Annotated in this window: 24 protein-coding genes; 7 read left to right on the top strand and 17 right to left on the bottom strand. The window is 57.7% G+C overall.

Annotation, left to right across the window (positions count from 1 at the left end):
- Nucleotides 1-39: 39 nt before the first annotated feature.
- The 7 genes from accD to CFBP4996_RS13060 all read right to left on the bottom strand — a co-directional run bounded on the left by accD (nucleotide 40) and on the right by CFBP4996_RS13060 (nucleotide 6,830).
- Nucleotides 40-936, bottom strand: coding sequence for an acetyl-CoA carboxylase, carboxyltransferase subunit beta (gene accD, locus CFBP4996_RS13090; protein ID WP_080852919.1), 897 nt, complete (start codon nucleotides 934-936; stop codon nucleotides 40-42).
- Nucleotides 937-963: 27 nt separating this feature from the next.
- A complete protein-coding gene (trpA, locus tag CFBP4996_RS13085; protein WP_080853285.1) occupies nucleotides 964-1,803 on the bottom strand; it encodes a tryptophan synthase subunit alpha in 840 nt (279 codons plus the stop codon).
- 4 nt (nucleotides 1,804-1,807) lie between these two features.
- The gene (trpB, locus tag CFBP4996_RS13080; protein ID WP_003521170.1) at nucleotides 1,808-3,028 is read right to left on the bottom strand and encodes a tryptophan synthase subunit beta; all 1,221 of its coding nucleotides are present in this window, start codon (nucleotides 3,026-3,028) and stop codon (nucleotides 1,808-1,810) included.
- 1 nt (nucleotide 3,029) lies between these two features.
- Nucleotides 3,030-3,692: a phosphoribosylanthranilate isomerase gene (locus tag CFBP4996_RS13075; protein ID WP_080852920.1), complete on the bottom strand. Its 663-nt coding sequence runs from the start codon at nucleotides 3,690-3,692 to the stop codon at nucleotides 3,030-3,032.
- Between the two features lie 102 nt (nucleotides 3,693-3,794).
- Entirely contained in the window at nucleotides 3,795-4,562 is a 768-nt protein-coding gene (locus CFBP4996_RS13070) for a M48 family metallopeptidase (protein WP_080852921.1), read from the bottom strand.
- A 68-nt stretch (nucleotides 4,563-4,630) separates the two neighbouring features.
- A complete protein-coding gene (locus CFBP4996_RS13065; protein WP_233283512.1) occupies nucleotides 4,631-5,863 on the bottom strand; it encodes a polyhydroxyalkanoate depolymerase in 1,233 nt (410 codons plus the stop codon).
- A gap of 124 nt (nucleotides 5,864-5,987) precedes the next feature.
- Nucleotides 5,988-6,830: a fumarylacetoacetate hydrolase family protein gene (locus CFBP4996_RS13060; protein ID WP_003521165.1), complete on the bottom strand. Its 843-nt coding sequence runs from the start codon at nucleotides 6,828-6,830 to the stop codon at nucleotides 5,988-5,990.
- A 128-nt stretch (nucleotides 6,831-6,958) separates the two neighbouring features.
- Here CFBP4996_RS13060 and CFBP4996_RS13055 point away from each other — a divergent pair, with 128 nt between their 5' ends.
- Nucleotides 6,959-7,561, top strand: a complete 603-nt coding sequence (locus CFBP4996_RS13055; RefSeq protein WP_080852923.1) for a nitroreductase family protein — start codon at nucleotides 6,959-6,961, stop codon at nucleotides 7,559-7,561.
- A gap of 98 nt (nucleotides 7,562-7,659) precedes the next feature.
- Here CFBP4996_RS13055 and gyrB read toward each other — a convergent pair whose 3' ends face one another.
- From gyrB to CFBP4996_RS13030, 5 genes are all read right to left on the bottom strand, one after another.
- Complete coding sequence (gene gyrB, locus CFBP4996_RS13050; protein ID WP_080815419.1) at nucleotides 7,660-10,095, bottom strand: DNA topoisomerase (ATP-hydrolyzing) subunit B; 2,436 nt, start codon at nucleotides 10,093-10,095, stop codon at nucleotides 7,660-7,662.
- 157 nt (nucleotides 10,096-10,252) lie between these two features.
- Nucleotides 10,253-10,618, bottom strand: coding sequence for a helix-turn-helix domain-containing protein (locus tag CFBP4996_RS13045; RefSeq protein ID WP_080852924.1), 366 nt, complete (start codon nucleotides 10,616-10,618; stop codon nucleotides 10,253-10,255).
- Nucleotides 10,615-11,184, bottom strand: a complete 570-nt coding sequence (locus CFBP4996_RS13040) for a Smr/MutS family protein (protein ID WP_003521159.1) — start codon at nucleotides 11,182-11,184, stop codon at nucleotides 10,615-10,617. Before CFBP4996_RS13040 ends, CFBP4996_RS13045 begins: the two co-directional genes overlap by 4 nt.
- Nucleotides 11,181-12,293, bottom strand: a complete 1,113-nt coding sequence (gene mltA, locus CFBP4996_RS13035; RefSeq protein WP_080852925.1) for a murein transglycosylase A — start codon at nucleotides 12,291-12,293, stop codon at nucleotides 11,181-11,183. The genes CFBP4996_RS13040 and mltA overlap by 4 nt, the downstream gene beginning before the upstream one ends.
- On the bottom strand, nucleotides 12,290-12,988 hold the full coding sequence (locus CFBP4996_RS13030) for a Tim44/TimA family putative adaptor protein (RefSeq protein WP_003521156.1): 699 nt from the start codon (nucleotides 12,986-12,988) through the stop codon (nucleotides 12,290-12,292). Before CFBP4996_RS13030 ends, mltA begins: the two co-directional genes overlap by 4 nt.
- Before the next feature lie 140 nt (nucleotides 12,989-13,128).
- Here CFBP4996_RS13030 and CFBP4996_RS13025 point away from each other — a divergent pair, with 140 nt between their 5' ends.
- Together CFBP4996_RS13025 and secB are read left to right on the top strand one after the other, a co-directional pair.
- The gene (locus CFBP4996_RS13025; protein WP_003521155.1) at nucleotides 13,129-13,677 is read left to right on the top strand and encodes an FxsA family protein; all 549 of its coding nucleotides are present in this window, start codon (nucleotides 13,129-13,131) and stop codon (nucleotides 13,675-13,677) included.
- 102 nt (nucleotides 13,678-13,779) lie between these two features.
- Nucleotides 13,780-14,262 carry a protein-export chaperone SecB gene (secB, locus tag CFBP4996_RS13020; protein WP_003521154.1) on the top strand — a complete coding sequence of 161 codons (483 nt, stop codon included), beginning with the start codon at nucleotides 13,780-13,782 and terminating at the stop codon, nucleotides 14,260-14,262.
- Nucleotides 14,263-14,364: 102 nt separating this feature from the next.
- Here secB and dnaQ read toward each other — a convergent pair whose 3' ends face one another.
- Genes dnaQ through CFBP4996_RS12995 form a run of 5 tightly spaced genes read right to left on the bottom strand, consistent with a single transcriptional unit; the run spans nucleotide 14,365 to nucleotide 17,969 of the window.
- Complete coding sequence (gene dnaQ / locus CFBP4996_RS13015; protein ID WP_080852926.1) at nucleotides 14,365-15,063, bottom strand: DNA polymerase III subunit epsilon; 699 nt, start codon at nucleotides 15,061-15,063, stop codon at nucleotides 14,365-14,367.
- The gene (gene coaE / locus CFBP4996_RS13010) at nucleotides 15,056-15,664 is read right to left on the bottom strand and encodes a dephospho-CoA kinase (protein ID WP_080852927.1); all 609 of its coding nucleotides are present in this window, start codon (nucleotides 15,662-15,664) and stop codon (nucleotides 15,056-15,058) included. Before coaE ends, dnaQ begins: the two co-directional genes overlap by 8 nt.
- A complete protein-coding gene (locus CFBP4996_RS13005; protein WP_080852928.1) occupies nucleotides 15,664-16,524 on the bottom strand; it encodes a shikimate dehydrogenase in 861 nt (286 codons plus the stop codon). The genes coaE and CFBP4996_RS13005 overlap by 1 nt, the downstream gene beginning before the upstream one ends.
- Nucleotides 16,517-17,116: a Maf-like protein gene (locus CFBP4996_RS13000; RefSeq protein ID WP_080852929.1), complete on the bottom strand. Its 600-nt coding sequence runs from the start codon at nucleotides 17,114-17,116 to the stop codon at nucleotides 16,517-16,519. Before CFBP4996_RS13000 ends, CFBP4996_RS13005 begins: the two co-directional genes overlap by 8 nt.
- Nucleotides 17,117-17,147: 31 nt before the next feature.
- Nucleotides 17,148-17,969: a pyruvate, water dikinase regulatory protein gene (locus CFBP4996_RS12995; RefSeq protein ID WP_003521149.1), complete on the bottom strand. Its 822-nt coding sequence runs from the start codon at nucleotides 17,967-17,969 to the stop codon at nucleotides 17,148-17,150.
- Between the two features lie 408 nt (nucleotides 17,970-18,377).
- Between CFBP4996_RS12995 and hemE the strand changes: the two genes are divergently transcribed.
- The 4 genes from hemE (at nucleotide 18,378) to mnmE (ending at nucleotide 22,824) form a co-directional block, all read left to right on the top strand.
- On the top strand, nucleotides 18,378-19,412 hold the full coding sequence (gene hemE / locus CFBP4996_RS12990; RefSeq protein WP_080852930.1) for a uroporphyrinogen decarboxylase: 1,035 nt from the start codon (nucleotides 18,378-18,380) through the stop codon (nucleotides 19,410-19,412).
- A complete protein-coding gene (gene hemJ / locus CFBP4996_RS12985) occupies nucleotides 19,409-19,954 on the top strand; it encodes a protoporphyrinogen oxidase HemJ (RefSeq protein ID WP_162935954.1) in 546 nt (181 codons plus the stop codon). Before hemE ends, hemJ begins: the two co-directional genes overlap by 4 nt.
- Before the next feature lie 186 nt (nucleotides 19,955-20,140).
- Complete coding sequence (gene rho / locus CFBP4996_RS12980; RefSeq protein WP_004444236.1) at nucleotides 20,141-21,406, top strand: transcription termination factor Rho; 1,266 nt, start codon at nucleotides 20,141-20,143, stop codon at nucleotides 21,404-21,406.
- A gap of 86 nt (nucleotides 21,407-21,492) precedes the next feature.
- The gene (mnmE, locus tag CFBP4996_RS12975) at nucleotides 21,493-22,824 is read left to right on the top strand and encodes a tRNA uridine-5-carboxymethylaminomethyl(34) synthesis GTPase MnmE (RefSeq protein WP_162935955.1); all 1,332 of its coding nucleotides are present in this window, start codon (nucleotides 21,493-21,495) and stop codon (nucleotides 22,822-22,824) included.
- Nucleotides 22,825-22,875 lie beyond the last annotated feature (51 nt).

Below are 22,875 nucleotides of genomic sequence, written 5' to 3'. Positions count from 1 at the left end.
CGAAGGCAGTTTATGCCTCCGGGCGACATATTTTTTTCCTCAGGCCGAAGCGGCCAACGGGACGACCGCATTTGCATTCCCAGCAGGCGCTTTGGTCATGATCTTGAGCAGATTTGCCAGCGTGTCGGGAATTTCGCGACGGTCGATCACCATGTCCACCATGCCGTGTTCCAGCAGATATTCCGAGGTCTGGAAGCCTTCGGGAAGCTTTTCGCGAATGGTCTGCTCGATCACGCGCTTGCCTGCGAAGCAAATCTCGGCGCCCGGCTCGGCGATATGCACATCGCCCAGCATGGCGTAAGAGGCCGTGACGCCGCCGGTCGTCGGGTTCGTCAGAACCACGATATATGGCATTCCCGCTTCTTTCAGCATGTTCACCGCAACCGTGGTACGTGGCAGCTGCATCAGCGAAAGAATGCCTTCCTGCATACGTGCGCCACCCGAGGCCGGGAACATCACGAGCGGGCAACGCTCGGAAATGGCGCGCTCGAAGGCCTTGACGATGGCCTCGCCAGCGGCAATGCCGAGCGAACCGCCCATGAACTGGAATTCATGCACGACGGCGACGATCTTCAGGCCTTTCAGGAGGCCAACGCCGGCAAGGATTGTGTCTTCCTGCTCGGTCTTCGTGCGGCTGTCGCGCAGGCGGTCGGTGTATTTTTTGGAATCGCGGAACTTCAAGGGGTCCTGCGCTACCTTCGGCTGCGGTAGTGCCTCATAGACACCGCCATCGAAAAGATCGGCAAGACGTGCCTTGGCCGGCATCTTCATATGGTAGCCGGAAGCCGGGATGACCCACTTGTTGTCTTCCAGGTCCTTGTGGAAGACCATCTCGCCCGTTTCCGGGCACTTGATCCACAGGTTCTCCGGAACCTCCGGGCGGCGGCCAAGCATGGAATTGATCCGGGGCCGTACGTAATTGGTGATCCAGTTCAACTGTCTACTCCTGACTGGGCCGCGCGCTTATTCCGCAGCGGCAAGGCGCGATGCACGCACGCCCGTTGAAAGTCCTTTTACCAGCGTCGTAACGGCCGGTACGGTATCGGCGGTCGCCTGCCCGTCCTTGGTCAGGCTACCCGCAATCTGGTTGACGATGGCCGAACCGACCACAACGCCATCCGCAACGGCACCGATCGCTTTTGCATGATCGGCCGTTTTGACACCGAAACCGACACAGACCGGCAGCTCCGTATGCGCCTTGATACGACCGACAGCGCCCGAGATCAACGACGGATCGGGAAGTGCTGAACCGGTGATACCGTTCATCGAGACGTAATAGACGAAACCTGAGGTATTTTTAAGGACGGCAGGCAGGCGCTTGCCATCCGTCGTCGGCGTGGCGAGACGGATGAAGTTGATGCCACGCGCGAGTGCCGGGATGCAGAGTTCATCGTCCATTTCCGGCGGCAGATCGACAACGATCAGGCCATCGATGCCGGCCGCGATTGCGTCGTCCAGAAATTTTTCGACGCCGTAGATATAGATAGGATTGTAATAACCCATCATCACGATCGGCGTCGCGTCATCTCCCTTGCGGAACTCGCGAGCAAGATCGAGCGTGGTTTTCAGCGTCTGGCCACCTTTCAGCGCGCGCTGGCCGGCCAGCTGAATGGCCGGGCCATCCGCCATCGGGTCGGAAAAGGGCATGCCGAGTTCGATGACATCGGCGCCGGCTTCCGGCAGGGCCTTCATGATACCGAGTGAGGTTTCGAAATCCGGGTCGCCGCCCATGAAATAGGTAATCAGGGCCGGGCGATTTTCAGCGCGCAGATCGGCGAAGCGCTTGTCCATACGTGCAGTCATGATCTTATACATCCATTCCAAGGAACTTGCTGACGGTGTGGACATCCTTGTCGCCACGGCCGGAGAGGTTCATCAGGATGATTTCATCCTTGCCCATCTTCGGTGCGCGCTTGATGACTTCCGCCAGGGCGTGGCTCGGCTCAAGAGCCGGAATGATGCCTTCGAGGCGGGTCAGCATCTGGAAGGCGTCCAGCGCCTCATGGTCCATGATCGGCACATATTCCACGCGGCCGATATCGTTCAGCCAGGAATGTTCAGGGCCGATGCCGGGATAATCGAGGCCGGCGGAAATGGAGTGGCCTTCCTTGATCTGGCCATCCTCATCCTGCAGCAGATAGGTGCGGTTGCCATGCAGCACGCCCGGCGAACCGGCGGTGATGGAAGCGCAATGCTCATCACCCGAAAGACCCTTACCGCCGGCTTCGACGCCAACGATGCGGACATTCTTGTCATCGAGGAAAGGATGGAAGATGCCGATGGCATTCGAACCACCGCCGACAGCCGCGACGACCAGATCCGGCAGGCGGCCTTCCGCCTCCAGCATCTGCGCCTTGGCTTCCTCGCCGATAACGGCCTGGAAATCGCGAACCATTTCCGGATAGGGATGCGGGCCGGCCGCGGTGCCGATCAGATAATAGGTATCCTCGACATTGGTGACCCAGTCGCGCAGGGCCTCGTTCATAGCGTCCTTCAGGGTGCCGTGGCCGGCCGTCACCGGCTTCACTTCAGCGCCAAGGAGCTTCATGCGGAACACATTCGGGGCCTGACGGGCAACATCCGTCGCGCCCATATAGACGACGCAAGGCAGGCCGAAGCGTGCAGCGACGGTAGCGGAGGCAACGCCGTGCTGGCCGGCACCGGTTTCGGCAATGATACGGGTCTTACCCATGCGCTTGGCAAGCAGGATCTGGCCGAGACAATTGTTGATCTTGTGCGAGCCAGTGTGGTTCAGCTCTTCGCGCTTGAAATAGATCTTCGCGCCGCCAAGTTCCGCCGTGAGGCGTTCCGCAAAATAAAGCGGGCTCGGACGACCCGTATAGTGCGCGCCGAGATGCTTGAGTTCCGCCTGAAACGCGGGATCGGTCTTGGCCTTGTCCCATTCCGCCTGCAAATCCAGAATGAGCGGCATCAGCGTTTCGGCAACGAAGCGACCTCCGTAAATGCCGAAACGGCCGTCCTCATCGGGACCAGCGCGAAAAGAATTGGGTGTTGGCGCGTCGTTCACTTCAAGCTCCCTTTGGGCCTTTCGACCAATCATTCACCACATCGAAAAATGCGTCGATCATGGACAGATCCTTGACGCCCGGCGCGCTTTCCACACCGGACGATAAATCTAGTCCGCTTGCCCTGGTCTCCGCCAGCGCCTCGACGACATTGTCCTTGTTCAATCCCCCGGAAAGCATGTAATCCACACTTCCGTCAAGTGATCGCAGGATGGTCCAGTCGAAGGAGACGCCGTTGCCACCCGGCAGCTCGGAACCGGCGGGCGCCTTGGCGTCCAGCAGAAAACGGTCGGCTATTCCAATATAAGGGTCGATTTTGGCAAGATCAGCGGCATCGCGAATGGAAATCGCCTTCATGATAGGCAGGCCATATAGCGCCTTGATGTTCAGCAGCCGTTCCGGGCTTTCATTGCCATGCAGCTGGAGGATGTCCGGTTTGACGAGATCGACGATTTCATCGAGATAATCATTGTCGGCATTGACGGTGACGGCAACCACCTTGGCGGCGCCACGGGCACCTTCCGCCAGCCTGCCGGCAATATCGGGCTCGATGTTGCGCGGGCTCTTTTCAAAGAAAATAAAACCGACATGGGACGCACCACGCCTGACGGCGCGCTCCAGCGCTTCCGGTGTCTTCAATCCGCAAATCTTGATATCCGGTTTCATACCCGCGACCTGACATGAAATGCGACAAGAGTCGAGCCAAATCGCATCCATTCCCGATGGAATGTTTCACGTGAATCCAGATGGCGATCCGCGCCACAGGTTTCAATCGAAATCGATAGCGTGAAGTTTGGAACCGTGGCGTTTCAGCCAGTCCTTGGCCTCATTGGTATGCGGGCACAGTTTTTCGCACAAAGCCCAGAATTTCGGTCCGTGGTTCATTTCCTTGAGATGCGCAACCTCGTGGGCGGCGAGATAATCGATGACCTTTTCCGGAGCCATGACGATGCGCCAGGAAAAGCTCAGATTGCCATCATGGGAACAGGAGCCCCAGCGGCTGCGCGTATCCTTCATGCTGATGGAGCGCACCGGCCGGCCAGCGGTGCGTGCATGAACAGCCACAAGCCGTTCCAGATCCGCCTTCGCTTCCTTTTTCAGGAATGTCGCTATCCGTCGTCTCAAATGTTCCGGCGCGCCGCTGACCTTCAGAACGGCCACCCCATCGGCGTCTTTCGCGACATGTGTCAGCCCTCGCAGGCTGCCACTATGGTCAATGCGGTGGGCTATGCCGCGAATATCGATGGTCGCACCCGGACGCAAACCGTCGTCGGGGCTGAATTTCACAAGCTTGCCTTCCAGCCAGCCCTGATGCCTCTCGAGAAAATCATCCACCTGGCGGTGATGCAGGCCCATCGGGATCGTCAGCTTCAGCGCCCTGCCGCCCGGTTCGATGCGCAGCGTAATGCGCGTGGCGCGCGGATTTTCCCTGACCGTAATCGGCACCTGCCTGCCCGCCACCGCAACGGTGCGCTGGCTGGGCAGCGCCTTCTTTGGGGCCGGTGATTTCAGGGATTTTCTGAGGAGCGAAAACATGAACTCTTCATAACCGATTCGACCGTCGGTTGGCCATGCAAATGCGCGGCATGGCCCGCCGTCTGCCCTTAAGCTGTCTGGTGTTTACGGATGAAGTCCAGCATGCGCGGCACGATTTCCTTGCGGAAGCGCGAACCGTTGAAGACGCCGTAGTGCCCGACATCCGGCTGCATGTAATGGGCGCGTTTGTCTTCAGGGATGTTCCGGCAGAGATCATGGGCCGCCTTTGTCTGGCCAACGCCGGAAATATCGTCGTTCTCACCTTCCACCGTAAACAATGCGACTTTGCGAATGGCGGCGGGATCAACCGCCCTGCCCCGGTGCAGCATGTTCCCCTTCGGAAGCGCATGGTCAATAAAGACCGTTTCCACCGTCTGCAGATAGAACTCCGCCGTCAGATCCATGACGGCCAGATATTCATCGTAAAATTCACGGTGCTTTTCAGCGGAATCGCCATCATTCTTGACGAGGTTGAGGTAAAAATCCTTATGCGCTGTCATGTGCTTGTCGAGGTTCATGGACATGAAGCCGGACAGCTGCAGGAAGCCGGGATAGACATTGCGGCCAAAAGCGGGCTGCGGCCATGGCACCTGCATGACGACATTGTCGCGGAACCATTCAATGGGTTTCGCCTTGGCAAGACCGTTGACAGCCGTTGGATTGATGCGCGTGTCGATCGGACCACCCATCAGCGTCATAGACGCTGGTGCGAATTTATCCCCATCCGCCTCCATTAACGAGACGGCGGCCAACACAGGCACGGATGGCTGACAGACGGCGACCACATGCGCCCCTGGTCCGATCGCGCGCAGCATCTCGATGACATAGCTGATGTAATCGTCGAGATCGAAGGTGCCCTCACTCACCGGCACGGTGCGGGCGTCGGCCCAATCGGTGATGTAGATATCCGCCGAAGGCAGCAGGGCCTCCACCGTCCCCCGCAACAAAGTGGCGTAGTGGCCGGACATCGGCGCTACCAGCAGCACCTTCGGATCGGACTGGCGGGCTGGATCGAGTTCTTTCTTGAAATGAACGAGATTGCAGAACGGACGCGACCAGACGGTCTCTTCGACAGCATTGACGGTCTGGCCATCGACAATCGTATTGCCGAGAGCGAATTCCGGTTTTGCGTAACGGCGCGTCATGCGCTCAAAGACCTCAAAACCGGCATCGAGGCTTCTTCCGAAAGCCGTGCTGGAAAGCGGGTTGAGCGGATTGTTGCAGGCCTGGCGCATCATGTCGGCGCCGGCACGCAGCGGCGCCATGGCCGCATGGTTCATTTCATAGAGGTGGTAGAACACTGATGACGCCTCCCTCGCGATCACGCTCTTTTTTTCAACCATAGCAGCTTTTCGCAGGTGCACAAAATCGAAGGCGCTGGCGGTTTCCCGCCAGCGCCTCACTTTCCGTTGAACGCCGTGGCGATCAGATATCTGCGACGAAAGTCTGCTTCTGGGAACCGAGGCCTTCGATACCGAGTTCCACGACATCGCCAGCCTTCAGGTAACGCGGTGGCTTCAGGCCCATGCCGACACCGGGCGGAGTGCCGGTGGAAATGACATCGCCGGGATGCAGCGACATGAACTGGCTGAGATAGGAGACAACGTGGGCGACGCCGTACACCATGGTCTTGCTGGAACCATCCTGCATGGTCTGGCCGTTGACCTTCAACCACATGCCGAGATTCTGCGGATCGGCGATTTCATCCTTCGTCACCAGCCAGGGGCCGATGGGACCGAAGGTGTCGCAGGACTTGCCCTTGGTCCACTGCCCGGCACGCTCCGTCTGGAAGGCGCGTTCGGACACATCGTGCGAAACGCAATAACCGGCAACGTAGTCGAGAGCATCGGCTTCCGAGACATATTTGGCGGTCTTGCCGATGACGACGCCGAGCTCGACTTCCCAGTCGGTCTTTTCAGAACCGCGCGGAATGGTGACGTTGTCATTCGGACCGACGATGGCCGAGGTCGCCTTCATGAAAATGACCGGTTCCGGCGGTACGGTGGCACCCGTTTCGGCGGCGTGGTCGGAGAAGTTGAGGCCGATGCAGATGAATTTTCCCGTTCCGGCAACGCAGGCGCCGATGCGCTCTTCGTTCAGCACCGGAAGTGTGCCGAGATCGATCGCGGCGATCTTCTTGAGGCCCTCGGGAGAAATGGCTTCGCCGCCAATGTCTTTGACATGGGCGGACAGATCGCGGACTTTTCCTTCCGCATCGAGGATTGCAGGTTTTTCCTGGCCGGGCTGGCCGACACGCATCAATTTCATGGAACTCTCTCCCGGTTGTCAGACAAGGTGATGCATATATGAACGATGCATTCATACTTGTCACCCCTTGACTGCGCCAAGTTTCGAAAAATACCTTTTCCTTCCCGTCAATCAAAAGGACATGGCCCGTGACGAACAGCAATTCCCGGCAATCCGAATATCCCGTCGATCCCCTCTTCCTCGATCGCTGGTCTCCGCGCGCCTTCGATGGCCACGCCATGCCGCAAGAGCATCTGATGACAATTCTGGATGCCGCGCATTGGGCGCCGTCTGCCTCCAACTATCAGCCATGGCGGTTTGTCTATGCGCACAAGGATAGTAAGGACTGGCCGCTCTTCGTGGAACTGCTGATGGAGGGAAACCAGCGCTGGGCAAAAAACGCCTCCGTGCTGCTGTTTGTCATTTCCCGCGACTATAACATCTCCCGCGACGGTGAGAAAAAACCATCAGCGACCCATTCCTTCGATGCCGGCGCTGCCTGGTTTTCGCTTGCCATGCAGGCTCACCTGCTCGGTTACCACGCCCATGGCATGGCTGGCATATTGAAGGACAAGATCGTTGAAAAACTGAACATCCCGGAAGGCTACAAGGTGGAGGCCGGGGTCGCCATCGGCACGCTGACCGACAAGTCCGTTCTCCCTGATGATCTGGCGGAACGGGAAGTGCCGAGCAAGCGTCTGCCCCTTTCGGATGTGGCCTTCGAAGGGCGCTTCACCGGCAAGGTTGATTGATGTTCTCTGAATAACAAAAGGCCCGGCGGAAATTGACCGCCGGGCCTTTTGTTAAATTTTCGTTTCACGTGAATCGTTACGCGAAACACCCCACAGGATTAAATGTCGAGGTTGGCGACGCTCAGCGCATTTTCCTGAATGAAGTCGCGGCGCGGTTCCACCTCGTCGCCCATCAGACGGGCGAACAGGCCGTCGGCATCCGTCGCGTCGCTCACCCTTACCTGCAGCAGGGAGCGAACATTGGCGTCGAGCGTGGTTTCCCACAGCTGCTCGGCATTCATTTCGCCGAGGCCCTTATAGCGCTGCATGGAAAGACCCTTGCGGCCGGCGGCGAAAATCGCATCCAGAAGCGCGCGTGGACCGGCCAGTTCCATGGTGCCATCCTTGCGTTGCAGGACCGGCGGCGTGGCGTAGATATCGCGCGTGCGGGCTGCGAGCTGATCGATATGGCGGGCATCGGCCGAACCGAGCAGGCCCATATCCAGCGTCGAGACTTCCTTGACGCCGCGCACCATGCGCTCGAAGCGCAAGCCGCCATCCTGCAGCACCGTGCCTGACCAGCCACGTTCGGTTTCTTCCGCGATCATGTCGAGACGCCGCGCCACTTCGGCAACGGTTTCCTCGGCGCGGGCAGCATCGGCAGAAAGCTCGGGGTTCAGCGCGCCGGCAATGGCGGCCTGTTCCACGATCGAGCGGCTGTAACGCGAATGCAGCCCATCGATCAGCGAGCGCATGCGCACCGCATCCAGAATGACTTCGCGAAGATCGGCCCCGATACGCACTTCGCCAGAACCGAGCGTCAGCGACGCTTCCTCGATACCCATGGAGATCAGGTACTCTTCCAGCGCCTTTTCATCCTTGAGGTACTGCACGGATTTGCCACGCGTGACCTTATAAAGCGGCGGCTGAGCGATATAGAGATGGCCGCGCTCGATCAGCTCCGGCATCTGGCGGAAGAAGAAGGTCAGGAGCAGGGTACGGATATGGGCGCCGTCGACGTCAGCATCCGTCATGATGATAATCTTGTGGTAACGCAGCTTGTCGGCGTTGAACTCGTCCTTGCCGATGGAGGTGCCGAGCGCGGTGATCAGCGTGCCGATTTCCTGGCTGGACAACATCTTGTCGAAACGGGCACGTTCGACGTTCAGAATCTTGCCGCGCAGCGGCAAGATTGCCTGCGTCTCGCGCGAGCGGCCCTGCTTGGCCGAACCGCCAGCGGAGTCACCCTCGACGAGGAAGAGTTCGGATTTTGCCGGATCGCGCTCGGAGCAGTCGGCAAGCTTGCCGGGCAGAGAGGCGATATCGAGCGCACCTTTACGGCGTGTCAGTTCGCGCGCCTTGCGGGCGGCTTCGCGGGCGACCGCCGCTTCCACCACCTTGCCCACGAGGATTCTTGCGTCGGAAGGATGTTCCTCCAGCCAGGTGGAGAGCGCCTCGTTGACAAGGCTTTCCACGACCGGACGCACTTCGGACGAAACGAGCTTGTCTTTCGTCTGCGAGGAAAACTTGGGGTCGGGAACCTTGACGGAGAGAATGGCCGTCAGACCTTCACGGCAGTCCTCACCCTGCAGGCTCACCTTTTCCTTTTTCAGGATGCCCGACGTTTCGGCATAGGAGGTCACCTGACGGGTCAGCGCCGCGCGGAAACCGGCCATATGGGTGCCACCGTCGCGCTGGGGAATGTTGTTGGTAAAGCAAAGCACGTTCTCATGGTAGCTATCGTTCCACCAGAGCGCGACCTCAACCGTAATGCCGTCCTTTTCGCCCTTGATGGCGACCGGCTTGTCCACCAGCGGCTTCTTGGCACGGTCGAGATAACGAACGAAGGCTTCGAGACCGCCATCATACAGCAGCTCTTCCTGCTTGATGTCCGAATGGCGCTTGTCGGTGAGCAGGATGCGCACGCCGGAATTCAGGAATGCGAGTTCGCGCAGGCGATGCTCCAGCGTTCCATAATCATAGTCCGTCATGGTGAAGGTCTGCGGACTCGCGAGGAAGGTCACTTCCGTGCCAGAGCGGCCTTCATATTCGCCAATGACGGAAAGCGGCGCATCGGCGACACCATGGGTGAAGCCGATTTCGTGCAGCTTGCCGTTACGGCGGATTCTGAGCTTCAGCCAGACGGAAAGCGCATTGACCACGGAGACGCCGACGCCATGCAGGCCGCCCGAGACCTTATAGGAGTTCTGGTCGAATTTGCCGCCCGCATGCAGCTGGGTCATGATGACTTCGGCGGCGGAAACGCCTTCGGAGGAGTGGATGTCGGTCGGAATGCCGCGTCCGTTGTCCGTTACCGTCACCGAGCCGTCGGCATTCAGGGTCACCGTCACCAGATCGGCATGACCGGCAAGCGCCTCGTCGATAGCGTTGTCGACGACCTCATAGACCATGTGGTGCAGGCCGGAACCGTCATCGGTATCGCCGATATACATGCCGGGCCGTTTGCGCACGGCATCAAGGCCCTTGAGGACCTTGATCGAATCGGCTCCATATTCCGCGTTCGCGCCGACTTCGCTTGACGATGTTTCGGTCATAAATACTCTTTCCAAAGTTTTCTCGGGCCAGGTTTCCAGTGAGAGGGCCTGAAGCCAGCGAATCACTCAAATCCGACATGCGACTATAGAAATTCTACACCCAATCCCAAAGGCCGCATGCTTCAGGATGCTGCATAAAGCAGGGGATAGAGGGGTTTCAATCGCAAGAACGGCTTTTTTGCAGCACGGCTGACAGTTCCTCTACCACACTCGGCGGCAGCTTGCGAATATCCCGTGCCAGCCGGTTGGCGAAAGCCGTATATTGCGGCGGCAGGCCGATGGTGTCGATCACCACTTTCGGGTCGGACGAGCCGGCCAGAAAGAACAATTCTTCCGCCTCATCCCAGATGATGTTGAAATATCCGGCGATGCGCTGGAGGAGATCGAAGCTCGGTTTGCCGCGCTTGCCATGCTCCAGCGCTGAAAGATAGGCCGGCGACACGCCGATGGCGGCAGCCATTTCCTTCTGCGTCACGCCCTTGCGCCCGCGAAGCTGCCGCACGGCCTCCGCAAAGGGCGTCATGATTTTTCACCCCGCCGACGCGCCAGCCGCACATAAAGCGCACCGTCGCCGCCATGATTGGCGGATGCATCCTCATAGGATGAAATCAGGTGGCGATACTCCGGCTTGGAAAACCACATGGGCACCGCCCTTTTCAACGCGCCGTCGCTGCCGATGGAACGGCCCTTGCCCGTTATGACGAGCACATGCCTCAGACCGCGTTCATGCGCGCGCAACAGAAAATCAAGCAGCACCGCATGGGCTTCGCTCTGGAACATGCCGTGCAGATCGATCCGCCCTTCCAGCGGCAGCCGGCCACGGGTGAGCTTGCGTTTGACCGGTTTTTCCATCGGCTGATGAATCTTCGGCTTCTTGTCCGGAGCGGGTGGCGACGGCTCGGCCGGCTCCGCAAGCATGCGCGGAAAAGCGCCTTTGCCGGTCTGCGGAACATCGGGTTCCACCGGAGGTTCCTCTATGTCGTCGAAGGCCAGCAGGTCTTCCAGCCTGCCGGAGATCGGCCGCGTGGTTTTTGCGACCTTTCCCCACAGGATGCGCTCTTCCTTGCCGAGCTTGCGACTGCTCTTCATCGCCGATACCTCTGCGCAGCCACCTGCGGTATCAGTATATAAAAATCGGCCTCATTACGCACCGTACCGGCCAGCTCTCCCGCTTCGAAACCGGAGCCGGTGAAAATATCGCCACGCGCCGGGCCAACGATGGCCGAGCCGGTATCGAGCGCCAGCATCAGCCGCGCAAAAGGTTTTCCGTCATCGAGATGGGTAAGCGACGGCGCATGGATGAAGAAAGGAAGCCCGAAAGTGTGGATGAGCCTGTCCACCGCAAGCGCTCGCCCCGCGACCAACGGCACTTTCGCAGCCGCAATCGGACCCATATCTTGATCGGCGACATCCGCCTCCCGGAAAAAAATATAGGAGCGGTTATGCCATAACACCCCATCCACCTCATCCGGATGGTCAGCGAGCCATTTGCGGATCGTCTGCATCGACACGGTTTTCGGATCGAGTTCCCCGCGATCAAGAAGCAGACGGCCAATCGGCGAAAAAGTATGCCCGGCCTTGGCCGCATAGGTGATGCGCTTTACCGCGCCATCGGGAAACACCAGACGCGCCGCACCCTGCACATGAACGAAAAACAGGTCGACCTTCGATCTTGCCCAGGCAAGCTCAAGGCCCCTGCCCTCCAGATACCCTTCATCGATCTCCCGGCGGTCGGGAAAATAGGAAATACCGTTTTCATCCTCCCTGCCGAAAGCATAGGACGTATCGAAGCCGGCAGGCCGATTGGCGTCGTCGATATCCACCAACTCCGGCGGCCGGCGGTAAATCGGATAACGCCAAATGTCGTCGGGCTCGGACGACACTTCCAGTTCAGGTTCGTAAAAGGCGGTCACGAAACCGCTTTTTCCCTGAGCCGGAGAAATCCTGAAAGGCACGCAATGGGTTTCAAAAAACCGGCGCGCCTGTTCCGGGCTGCTTATTTGGTTTTTCTCTGCGCTTTCCAGAAGCGAGACCAGTTCCGCCGCCGTGACCCCGAGCGCGCCGGTCCTGTAGGGTTTTGCATTCCGAAGATGCGACAGGATGGTCGCCATCGCAGGAAAAAGCTTGCCCGGATCGTCTTGCCGCCATCCGGGCAGGTCGCTGAAAGAAACTTCTTCGATCGAAAAGGGCGCGGTCATTGCTCGGATTCGGTAGCAATCAGCTTCCAGTTCGGATCGCGCGAGCGGATATCGCGCGAGAAGGTCCAGATGTCGTCCACCTCCGCAACCGCATCCGGATCGCCATCCACCAGCTTGCCATCCTTGTCATAGGTCGCCGAAATCAACTGGCTGACGATCCTCAGCGTGATCTGCACTTCGGAATCGCGCACACTGGCCTGGGTGATATCTGCTTTCTCGATACCCACGAAGGTGGACTTCACCACCTCGCCACGACCTTCCCTCTCGGAAATGGCCGCCTCGAAACCATCGAAAACCTCCTTCGACAGAAGGTTCTTGAGCGTCTTGCGGTCGCCATCTGCAAAGCCCATGACAATCATTTCATAGGCCATACGGGCGCCGTTCAGGAATTCCTTCGGTCCGAAGGATGGGTCCCTGGTCATCACCTCACGCAGCGACGCATTGAGCGGCGTATCGACGGGCGCAAGCGCATCCGCCTCGGCAAAACGGTTTTCGTCGTCACCCTCGCTGCGCCTCGGCAGGGTCACGACCTTGTTATCGTCTGCAACGGGACCCTTCGCCACATCTCGCGGGCTATAGGGGTCGAATGGCGGCTTCTCATTGCCCGTGCGGCGACCGAGGACACTGCGCAGCTGAAAGAAGATCAGCACCGCTGCAACGAGAAAAAACAATGTGATAAAGTCGCTGAAGCCCATCTTTTACCAAAACCGCCATTTAAATTCGAAAACCACACCATCATATAGTCTGCATCTTATCATCATTCAAATGTGCAGATTCAATCATCGGTGTCCCGGGAACCGGCAATCTGCCAGAGATGCACACGCAAGGCTAGAAGATGCGTTTTTCCTTTCTCCCCATCGTCATCCTGATGATGCCCATCCTCGAAATTGCCGGTTTCATCATTGTCGGCAAGGCAATCGGTTTGTGGCTGACATTGGCGCTTGTCCTGTTCACCTCGTTTCTGGGGTTGCTCATCCTGCGGCTGGGCGGCATCGGCATGGTGAGAAACCTTCAGGATGCGGGCCGCACCGGTGCGCAGCCGGCGGATGAGTTGGTGAATGGCGCCATGCGCGTCGTTGCCGGGATCCTGCTCTTCATTCCCGGTTTCATTACCGACATTCTCGGCCTTCTGCTTCTGTCGCCCACCGTGCGGCGCTTTTTCTGGAAAGCCTTCGGGCCGCGCGTCGTCGTTGCGGGTTCCTTTCGGCAATCCGGCCAGCAATCCGGTCCTCAGCCCGGTGATTTTTCCGGCTTTCGGAATGATCCGGGACATGCGGGTAATTCGAAGGTAGTGGATCTCGACGAGGAGGAGTTTCATCGCGAAGAGCCAAAGGGTTCCCCATGGTCGCGCAAACCGGACGATCGCGATCTGCCCAAACCCTGATCCCTAGCGGAATGGATCGCTATGACCCGATCACGAAGGGTTGTAAGCCCCCGGTCGAAATGATAGACCGCCTTCCACGAATTCACGCCGTGAGGAAATGTAATGACCGCTGAAAATGGTGCACAGGGCGCAGTAAGTCCTTCCCTCAACATTCTTGCCCAGTACATCAAGGATCTTTCCTTCGAAAATCCGGGTGCTCCTCGCTCGCTTCAGGCCCGTGACAATGCGCCGTCGATCAACATCAATGTCAACGTCAATGCAAACCCGATCTCGGGTTCGGATTTCGATGTTGTCCTGACGCTGAACGCGGAAGCAAAGGATGGCGACAAGGTGCTGTTCGCGGCTGAGCTGGTTTATGGCGGCGTGTTCCGCATCGCCGGCTTCCCGCAAGAACATATGCTGCCGGTGCTCTTCATCGAATGCCCGCGCCTGCTGTTCCCCTTTGCGCGCCAGATCATTGCAGACGTTACCCGCAATGGTGGTTTCCCGCCGCTGATGATCGATCCGATCGATTTCGCGCAGATGTTCGCCCAGCGTGTTGCCGAAGAACAGGCAAAGGCCAAGGTTCAGGCCGTACCGAACTAAGTGACGCGGCTCTGCGCTGCAGAATTCAGACAAAACAAAACCCGGGTTCATGCCCGGGTTTTTCTTTGACGGCATTCATCGTTTCCGGTGCCTGGACAGGCATCAATTCTGGTAACGGTTCCAGATCGCCTTGTCGCCCATGCCGAGAACGAGTTTGCCATGGGCCGCGACCGTTTCCGCATCCAGCCTCGAGGGCAAAGCCCGCGGCCTTTGCAGCGGCTCAAGCGGAACGTCTTCCTCGACGATGATGGTTTCCTGCTTGGCGGCGGAACCGAAACCGAGCGCCGTCTGGCGCCCGCCGATCATTTCAATATAAACTTCCGCGAGCAATTCGGAGTCGAGAAGAGCGCCGTGCTTGGTACGGTGGGAATTGTCGATGCCGTAACGCCGGCAAAGTGCGTCCAGCGAGTTCGGTCCCATGGGGTGCTTGCGACGGGCGAGCGAAAGCGTATCCGTCACCAGATCGGCGGCGACCGGTTCAATACCGAGACGGGCGAATTCCGCGTTGATGAAGCCCATATCGAATGTGGCGTTATGCGCCACCCAGCGCGCGCCCTCGAAGAAGTCGCGAATCTGGTCGACGACCTCGGCGAATTTGGGTTTATCCTTCAGAAACTCGTCGGTAATCCCGTGAACGGCAAGTGCGTCGGGGTGAACCTTACGATCTTCCGGGCTGATGTAGAGATGCAGCGTGCGGCCGGTGGGAAAGTGGTTGACCAGCTCGATGCCGCCGATTTCAATCACGCGGTCCAGCTTCGATTCAAGGCCCGTGGTTTCCGTATCGAAAATGATCTCACGCATTCATCTCTCCGCGGCGCGACTCAGCGGCCAGTTTCTGCAGAATCTCTCTTACCTGATCCCGTGCCGCTTCGACACCATTTCCGGAATCGACGATAAAATCGGCACGCCGGCGCTTTTCCGCATCGGGCATCTGCCGGGCGAGGATCATTTCGAATTTCTCTTCCGTCATTCCCGGTCGGGATAAAACCCGCTCGCGCTGAATCTCCGGCGCGCAGCTGACGACAACGACTTTATCGACGCGGCTTTCCGCCCCGGTTTCGAACAGCAGCGGAATATCGAGGAGGGCGAATTGCCGATCCTCTTTCCTCGTCTGCGCCAGAAACGCCTCCTGCCTTCCGCGCACCAGCGGATGCACGATCTCTTCCAGTCTGCTGAAATTAGCCGGATTCTGCCGCAAGACCTCACCGAGTTTCTGCCTGTCCACCGCACCGGAAACGGTAGTGCCAGGAAAGGCCGCTTCAATCAGCGGGACGGCTTCCGCCCGGTAAAGCCCGTGCACGATCTCATCCGAATCGAGAACCGGAACCCCCTCCCCGGCAAACAACTTCGCCGTCGTCGTTTTTCCCATTCCAATCGAGCCGGTGAGACCGATGACGATCATCAATGTTTCTCCATATCCTCGATAATGAGAGAACGCAGGGCCTCATCGACCTCCGGTGTTTTGCCGAACCATCGCTTGAAACCGGGTTTTGCCTGATGAAGCAGCATGCCGAGTCCGTCGACGGTTGCGATGCCTTGCTCTTCAGCCATTTTCAGGATCGGGGTTTTCAACGGCACATAGACGATATCGGTTACGACGGCCTGATCTGCCAGCGGCGAAAAATCAAGATGCGGCGCTTCCGTTCCATCCATGCCGAGCGACGTCGTATTCACGAAAAGCCCGGCACCCTGCATGACCTCATGAAGCGCTGCCTGGGGATGGGCAAAAACCCGTGGCCCAAAACGGTCGGCCAGTTCGCGCGCCCGTTCGACGGTACGGTTGAGGACGTGGATTTCGGCAATGCCGCGATCACGCAGCGATTGAATCACCGCCCGACTTGCGCCGCCGGCACCCAGAACCACTGCCCGCTCTGTCCTGTCCCAGCCCGGATGCCGCTCATCGAGATTGGAGACGAAACCATAACCGTCCGTATTGGTGGCGTGAAGCTCGTCCTCCTCCATCCAGACAGTGTTGGCGGCGCCGAGTTCTTCCGCCAGAGCATCTGGTCTGTCTGCCAGCCGATAAGCCGCTTCCTTATGGGGAATGGTGACATTGCCGCCGACGGCAGTGCCTGGCTTGCCCTGCTTCAGCGTTGCAATGAAATTCGCGAAATCGTCCGGAGAGATTTCCACCGCCTTATAGGAACCGGCAATGCCGAATTTCCTCAGCCAGTAGGAATGGATAATAGGCGATCGCGAATGCTTGATCGGATAGCCGACAACGAAGGCGTTTATGGTTAATGTTTCACGTGAATCAGCCATCGATGACATCCATGTCGCGTAGTTTCGATAAAAGCGGCAGAAGCGGCAGACCCAGAATCGTGAAATAATCGCCTTCGATTGAGGTGAATAGCTGGATTCCCTCTCCTTCGAGCTGATACGCGCCGACGCTGCTCAAGGCCTTTTCTCCCACCCGTTGCAGGTGGCGGGAGACAAATTCGGCGCTCAAAGTCCGAACGGTCAGCTCGGCCCTGGAAACGATCTGCCACACCACCTCGCCATGTCGGACGAGAACGGCAGCGCTGTTCAGGCGGTGGACCTTACCGGACAATGACAGCAGATGCCCTTCGGCCTCCGCCATGGTTTTCGGCTTGTGATAAACACGGGCGCCGAGCGCCATGGTCTGGTCGCAGCCGAGAACCAGTGCTTCCGGATAAAGCGCGCCAACCGCAAGAGCCTTGGCCTTAGCGAGTTCCAGCGCAACCTCTTCCGGACTGGCGCCGTCTCGTTCCAGCTGTTCATCGAGCGCACGCTCGTCAATATCCGCCGGGATGGCCGAAAATGTCAGCCCCGCATTGCGCATCAGCATCTGGCGGGATGCGCTGGACGAGGCGAGGATCAATTCTTGTTGCATCGACTGTCTGCTCCGAATGGTGCGATTCGGATTATCGTGTCCTCGAACGAAGGGCAAGGATGGCCGCCGCCGTTTCCTCGATGGAGCGGCGCGTGACATCGATCAGCGGCCAATTGTTGCGGGCGCAGAGCGCTCGTGCATATTTCAGCTCTTCCATGATGGTGGCGCGGTCCGTGTAGCGGCCACTATCAAATCCGCCCGTCGCGCCGAGTTCTCTGTTTTCACGCACCTGCGATATCCGGTCCGATGTCGCGACCAGCCCGACGATCAGCGGCCGCGTGGCCGCATAGAGGCTGTCGGGTAAAGGCACATTGGGAACGACCGGTATATTGGCGGTCTTTATCCCCCTGTTGGCGAGATAGATGCTGGTCGGTGTTTTTGAGGTGCGACTGATGCCGATGATGACGATATCAGCCTCATCATAGGTTTCGGGCATTTGCCCGTCATCATGATCCATGGCGAAATTGAGCGCCTCGATCCTGGCGAAATAATCCGCATTCAAGGCGTGTTGCGCACCCACCCGCCGTCTGGACGGCGCACCTAAATAGGTCTGGAAGATGCCGATGATGGGTTCAAGGACATTTACGCAGGGCACCCCGATCGCATGGCACCGCAGATCCAGAAACTCGGCCAGCTGCTGGTCGACGATCGTATAGAGAACAATGCCCGGTTCCTTGTCGATGAGATCGACGACCTGCGCGAGCTGCTTCTGGTTTCGAATCATCGGATAGACATGTTCCACCGGCATGGAGGCGTGGAACTGGGCCGAAACGGCCCGACCGGCCGACATCAGAGTCTCTCCCGTTGAGTCCGAAATCAGGTGCAGATGGAAGAAGCTTTTTTTGTTCTCCACGCTGTTTTTCTCCCGCTGTTGATAAACCGGGACAAATCTCCGAATTGTCCTGCGGGTCGAACCGCGACGTGAATAAGGTGGTGTTTTTCCACAATCCGCAAGTAGCTTCAATCGTCTCCGACGTGCTTGTGAATTGTTGGAAGAATGCGGAACCATTCAAAATTTTCCCCAGATTATCCACAGTCGACCTGTTTTTCCGGGCCGCCATAAATAACTGAAATTATTTATAAAATTTCTATTTTCCGGATTGTTCCAAAACAATTGGGCCGATAACATCCGCAGGCGCGCTTGGAATTTTACGGCTGCGGCATTTCGACTGGAATGATTTTAATCCTTGCTACCCACAGACTCTAAGAAATAGAAAATCTTTTAAATCTCTTTGATTTTATTTTTTAGAAGCTGGGTGCCATGAGCGAACGCAAGGTTATGACGGTGTTGAACGGGCAGACGGTCACACCGCCGCCCATATGGCTGATGCGACAGGCTGGGCGTTATCTTCCCGAGTATAGGGAAACGCGAAAGAGCGCCGGCAGTTTCCTCGATCTCTGTTATAATCCCGAACTGGCGACGGAGGTTACTCTCCAACCCATTCGCCGGTTCGGGCTCGATGCCGCCATTCTCTTTTCCGATATTCTGGTGATACCGGATGCGCTTCACCGCAACGTGTCTTTCAGCGAAGGAAAAGGTCCGGCCATGGACCCGATCGATGTCAGCGGTATCGAGAAGCTGGATGCCGCAAATGTCATGGCGCATCTTTCTCCCGTTTTCGAAACCGTTTCCCGTCTGCGCACCTCTTTGCCCCATGAAACGACGCTTCTCGGTTTTTGCGGCGCGCCGTGGACGGTTGCGACTTATATGATCGCGGGACACGGAACGCCGGATCAGGCCCCGGCGCGGCTGTTCGGTTATCAGGAGCCGGCTGCCATGGAAAAGCTGCTGGCTTTCCTCGCCGACGTTTCCGCCGATTATCTGGTCGCGCAGATCGATGCAGGTGCGGATGCGGTTCAAATCTTCGATTCCTGGGCCGGCGTGCTCGGTGAGAAGGAATTTGAGGATTATGCGATAAAACCCGTTGCCCGCATTATCGCATCGGTGCGTACCCGTCGGCCTTCGGCAAAAATCATCGCCTTCGCCAAGGGGGCTGGTTATCTTCTCAAGGATTATCGTCGCAAGACGGGCGCCGACGCCATTGGGCTCGACTGGTCGGTGCCGCTGAGCTTTGCCAGGGATTTGCAGAAGGAAGGGCCCGTGCAGGGCAATCTCGACCCCATGCTGATGGTGGCGGGCGGCAGGGCTCTGCAGGATGGTATAGATGCCGTGCTGCAGGCTCTTGCACAGGGTCCGCTGATCTTCAATCTCGGCCATGGCATCACCCCGCAGGCTGACCCGGAAAACGTCACCCGGCTGGTGCAGCGGGTGCGTTCCGGCGGAGCCGGGGCATGAGCGGCGAAAAACAGACATCCACCCGTTCCGGAAACCGGGCGGCATTGCGCGCCGGCATTGCGCTGGGTGTCTTTGCTGCTTTCGTTGCCCTGTTATTTTATGCCGATCCGGCCGATCTCTATCTCTGGATCAAGGCGCTGCATATCATCGCCGTCATTTCCTGGATGGCGGCGATTTTTTACCTGCCGCGGCTCTTCATCTACCACACCGACGCACCCGCCGGTTCGCAGCAGTCTGAAACCTTCAAGGTGATGGAACAGCGGCTGATCAAGGTGATCATGAACCCGGCGATGATGATATCCTGGATATTGGGACTTTATCTTGCCTGGTCGGTTTATGGTTTTTCCGGCGGCTGGCTGCATGCCAAGATCGCGCTCGTGGTGCTTCTGACTGCGGCCCATGTTTATTTCACGCGCAGTGCAAAACGTTTCGCGCGGGATGAAAATACGCGGCCTGCCCGTCACTGGCGGTTGATGAACGAGGTTCCGACGGTGCTGATGATCCTCATCGTCATACTTGTGGTTGTGAAACCCTTCGGTTAAGACGGTGCGACGATAAATTTCGCGGAATTCGTGCTTTCCTCTTGCAGCGGCCGTGTTCAATCGCTATTTTCGGGCCACTCATCTTCGTGGCATGTGAATTATTCAGTCATCTGCGGTATCTCCCACAGCATCTGATTCGCGAACACGCCCTCCCCCGACATTACATTATCAAACGGTCTTCTCTTCATGGCTGAAATGAAGCTTCAGGAACTTAAGAGCAAATCGCCTACCGACTTGCTGACTTTTGCCGAATCCCTGGAAGTTGAAAATGCGAGCACCATGCGCAAGCAGGAGCTCATGTTCGCAATCCTCAAGGTTCTCGCGAGCCAGGACATCGAAATCATCGGCGAGGGCGTCGTTGAAGTCCTGCAGGACGGTTTCGGGTTCCTGCGATCCGCAAATGCAAACTATCTGCCCGGTCCGGACGATATCTATATCTCGCCGTCGCAGATCCGCCGCTTCTCGCTGAAGACCGGCGATACAGTCGAAGGCCCGATCCGCGGCCCCAAGGAAGGCGAACGTTATTTCGCGCTTCTCAAGGTCAATACGATCAATTTCGACGATCCGGAAAAGATCCGCCACAAGGTTCACTTCGACAATCTGACGCCGCTTTATCCGAATGAGCGCTTCAAGATGGAACTGGATGTTCCGACCTCGAAGGATTTGTCGTCGCGTGTGATCGATCTCGTCGCGCCGCTCGGCAAGGGTCAGCGCGGATTGATCGTGGCGCCGCCGCGCACCGGTAAAACCGTTCTGTTGCAGAACATCGCCCATTCCATCACGGCAAACCATCCGGAATGTTACCTGATCGTTCTCCTGATCGATGAGCGTCCGGAAGAAGTGACCGACATGCAGCGTTCCGTGAAGGGCGAGGTTGTGTCCTCCACGTTCGACGAACCGGCCGTTCGTCACGTGCAGGTCGCCGAGATGGTCATCGAAAAGGCGAAGCGCCTGGTCGAACATGGTCGTGACGTCGTCATTCTGCTCGATTCCATCACGCGCCTCGGCCGTGCCTACAACACGGTTGTTCCCTCCTCCGGCAAGGTTCTGACGGGTGGTGTGGATGCCAACGCGCTGCAGCGCCCGAAGCGTTTCTTCGGCGCCGCTCGCAACATCGAAGAAGGCGGTTCGCTGACCATTATCGCGACCGCGCTGATCGATACCGGCAGCCGTATGGATGAAGTCATCTTCGAAGAATTCAAGGGTACCGGTAACTCGGAAATTGTGCTCGACCGCAAGGTTGCCGACAAGCGCATCTTCCCGGCACTGGATATTCTGAAATCCGGTACGCGTAAGGAAGACCTGCTGGTGCCGCGTCAGGATCTGCAGAAGATCTTCGTTCTTCGCCGTATTCTTGCGCCGATGGGTACGATGGATGCCATCGAGTTCCTGATCGACAAGCTGAAGCAGACCAAGAACAATTCGGATTTCTTCGAATCGATGAATACCTGATCCGAACTTTAGCCGGATTCATCATAAGAGCTTTAAAGCCGTATCCGTTTATTCGGATGCGGCTTGACTGTTTTAGACCGAGGTGAATGATGCCAGCTTCCGCCGATACGATCTATGCGCTTTCCAGCGGTGCCCTGCCGGCGGGCGTGGCTGTTCTCAGGATCAGCGGCTCGAGGGCCTTCGATGCCTTGGAGATGTTGACGGATCGGGAACTTCCTTCACCACGAAAGGCTACGCTCTGCTCGATTCGGAATCGAAACGATGAGATCATCGACCAGGTGCTGGTAATTGCCTTTCCAGCTCCAAATTCTTTCACGGGCGAGCATTGTGTTGAAATTCATAGCCATGGCAGTCGTGCGGTCATGGCTTCGATTTTCGCAGAGCTTGAAAATCTTGAGGGACTTCGGCCTGCCGATGCCGGTGAATTCTCTCGTAGAGCTTTCGAGAATGGGAGGATGGATCTCCTTGAGGTTGAAGGCCTCGCCGATCTGTTGCAGGCTGAAACGGAAATGCAGCGGCGGTTGGCAGTGGAACAGAGTACCGGCAAATTGTCGGCACTCTATGACGGTTGGGCCAGTCGCCTGACGCGCGCTCGCGCTCTCATCGAAGCGGAACTGGATTTTGCCGACGAGGAGGATGTTCCGGATTCGGTGGCGGCTCAGGTTTGGGAAGCCATGGCGCTTCTCAAAAAGGAAATCGGCGATCATCTCCAGGGTGGCGAAAGCGGAGAAATCATTCGCGACGGGTTCAAGGTCGCGCTCGTGGGTGAACCGAATGCGGGCAAATCCACGCTTTTGAACGCCCTTAGCGGCCGCGATGTTGCTATCGTTACCGATATTGCCGGCACGACGAGAGATGTCTTGAGCGTCGATATCAATCTGGAAGGATATCTCGTCCGGGTATTCGATACGGCAGGAATACGAGAAACACAGGATGTTGTGGAGCTTGAAGGTGTAAGGCGCGCGGTTCTGACAGCGGAAACAGCAGATCTCATTCTGCTGCTGCAGGATAAGGATTCGTTACCGAAACAATCTCTCGAATCGTTCAAGAACCAGAGCTATTTACGGGTTAGAACGAAAACAGCGCTTCATTCCCCTATCTTGGATGATGGATTTGATTTGTCTATCTCAGCCAAGGAAGGAATAGGCTTGAACGAACTGCGTTCGATGCTGAAGCAGGAGATAGAAAAACGCGTCGGCGCCGGCCAGACTTTGGTTCCCGCGCGCGCCAGGCATAAAAAACGACTTGAAGAGACGCTGAACTATGTTAGTGATGCGCTCGATTCCGAGACCCTGGACCTTGCGATAAGGTCGGAATATTTAAGACTCGCGGCGACATCGCTCGGACGGATCACCGGCCGCGTTGATGTGGAAGATTTGCTAGGCGTGATCTTCTCGGAATTCTGCATAGGAAAATGATTCACGTGAAACATCGACGGCCGAGGCGGCGATGTCGATGCTTATAGAACA

The organism is Agrobacterium leguminum (genome assembly GCF_005144435.2).
Lineage (GTDB): Bacteria > Pseudomonadota > Alphaproteobacteria > Rhizobiales > Rhizobiaceae > Agrobacterium > Agrobacterium leguminum.
This window is presented reverse-complemented; position numbering and strand designations above follow the sequence as displayed.

What these genes read in the sequence shown, in the direction of transcription:
- trpA (WP_080853285.1), bottom strand. Translation starts at nt 1,803, where the DNA reads ATGACTGCACGTATGGACAAGCGCTTCGCCGATCTGCGCGCTGAAAAT.
- CFBP4996_RS13075 (WP_080852920.1), bottom strand. Translation starts at nt 3,692, where the DNA reads ATGAAACCGGATATCAAGATTTGCGGATTGAAGACACCGGAAGCGCTG.
- CFBP4996_RS13070 (WP_080852921.1), bottom strand. Translation starts at nt 4,562, where the DNA reads ATGTTTTCGCTCCTCAGAAAATCCCTGAAATCACCGGCCCCAAAGAAG.
- CFBP4996_RS13060 (WP_003521165.1), bottom strand. Translation starts at nt 6,830, where the DNA reads ATGAAATTGATGCGTGTCGGCCAGCCCGGCCAGGAAAAACCTGCAATC.
- gyrB (WP_080815419.1), bottom strand. Translation starts at nt 10,095, where the DNA reads ATGACCGAAACATCGTCAAGCGAAGTCGGCGCGAACGCGGAATATGGA.
- CFBP4996_RS13045 (WP_080852924.1), bottom strand. Translation starts at nt 10,618, where the DNA reads ATGACGCCCTTTGCGGAGGCCGTGCGGCAGCTTCGCGGGCGCAAGGGC.
- CFBP4996_RS13040 (WP_003521159.1), bottom strand. Translation starts at nt 11,184, where the DNA reads ATGAAGAGCAGTCGCAAGCTCGGCAAGGAAGAGCGCATCCTGTGGGGA.
- mltA (WP_080852925.1), bottom strand. Translation starts at nt 12,293, where the DNA reads ATGACCGCGCCCTTTTCGATCGAAGAAGTTTCTTTCAGCGACCTGCCC.
- CFBP4996_RS13030 (WP_003521156.1), bottom strand. Translation starts at nt 12,988, where the DNA reads ATGGGCTTCAGCGACTTTATCACATTGTTTTTTCTCGTTGCAGCGGTG.
- CFBP4996_RS13025 (WP_003521155.1), top strand. Translation starts at nt 13,129, where the DNA reads ATGCGTTTTTCCTTTCTCCCCATCGTCATCCTGATGATGCCCATCCTC.
- secB (WP_003521154.1), top strand. Translation starts at nt 13,780, where the DNA reads ATGACCGCTGAAAATGGTGCACAGGGCGCAGTAAGTCCTTCCCTCAAC.
- dnaQ (WP_080852926.1), bottom strand. Translation starts at nt 15,063, where the DNA reads ATGCGTGAGATCATTTTCGATACGGAAACCACGGGCCTTGAATCGAAG.
- coaE (WP_080852927.1), bottom strand. Translation starts at nt 15,664, where the DNA reads ATGATCGTCATCGGTCTCACCGGCTCGATTGGAATGGGAAAAACGACG.
- CFBP4996_RS13005 (WP_080852928.1), bottom strand. Translation starts at nt 16,524, where the DNA reads ATGGCTGATTCACGTGAAACATTAACCATAAACGCCTTCGTTGTCGGC.
- CFBP4996_RS13000 (WP_080852929.1), bottom strand. Translation starts at nt 17,116, where the DNA reads ATGCAACAAGAATTGATCCTCGCCTCGTCCAGCGCATCCCGCCAGATG.
- hemE (WP_080852930.1), top strand. Translation starts at nt 18,378, where the DNA reads ATGAGCGAACGCAAGGTTATGACGGTGTTGAACGGGCAGACGGTCACA.
- hemJ (WP_162935954.1), top strand. Translation starts at nt 19,409, where the DNA reads ATGAGCGGCGAAAAACAGACATCCACCCGTTCCGGAAACCGGGCGGCA.
- rho (WP_004444236.1), top strand. Translation starts at nt 20,141, where the DNA reads ATGGCTGAAATGAAGCTTCAGGAACTTAAGAGCAAATCGCCTACCGAC.
- mnmE (WP_162935955.1), top strand. Translation starts at nt 21,493, where the DNA reads ATGATGCCAGCTTCCGCCGATACGATCTATGCGCTTTCCAGCGGTGCC.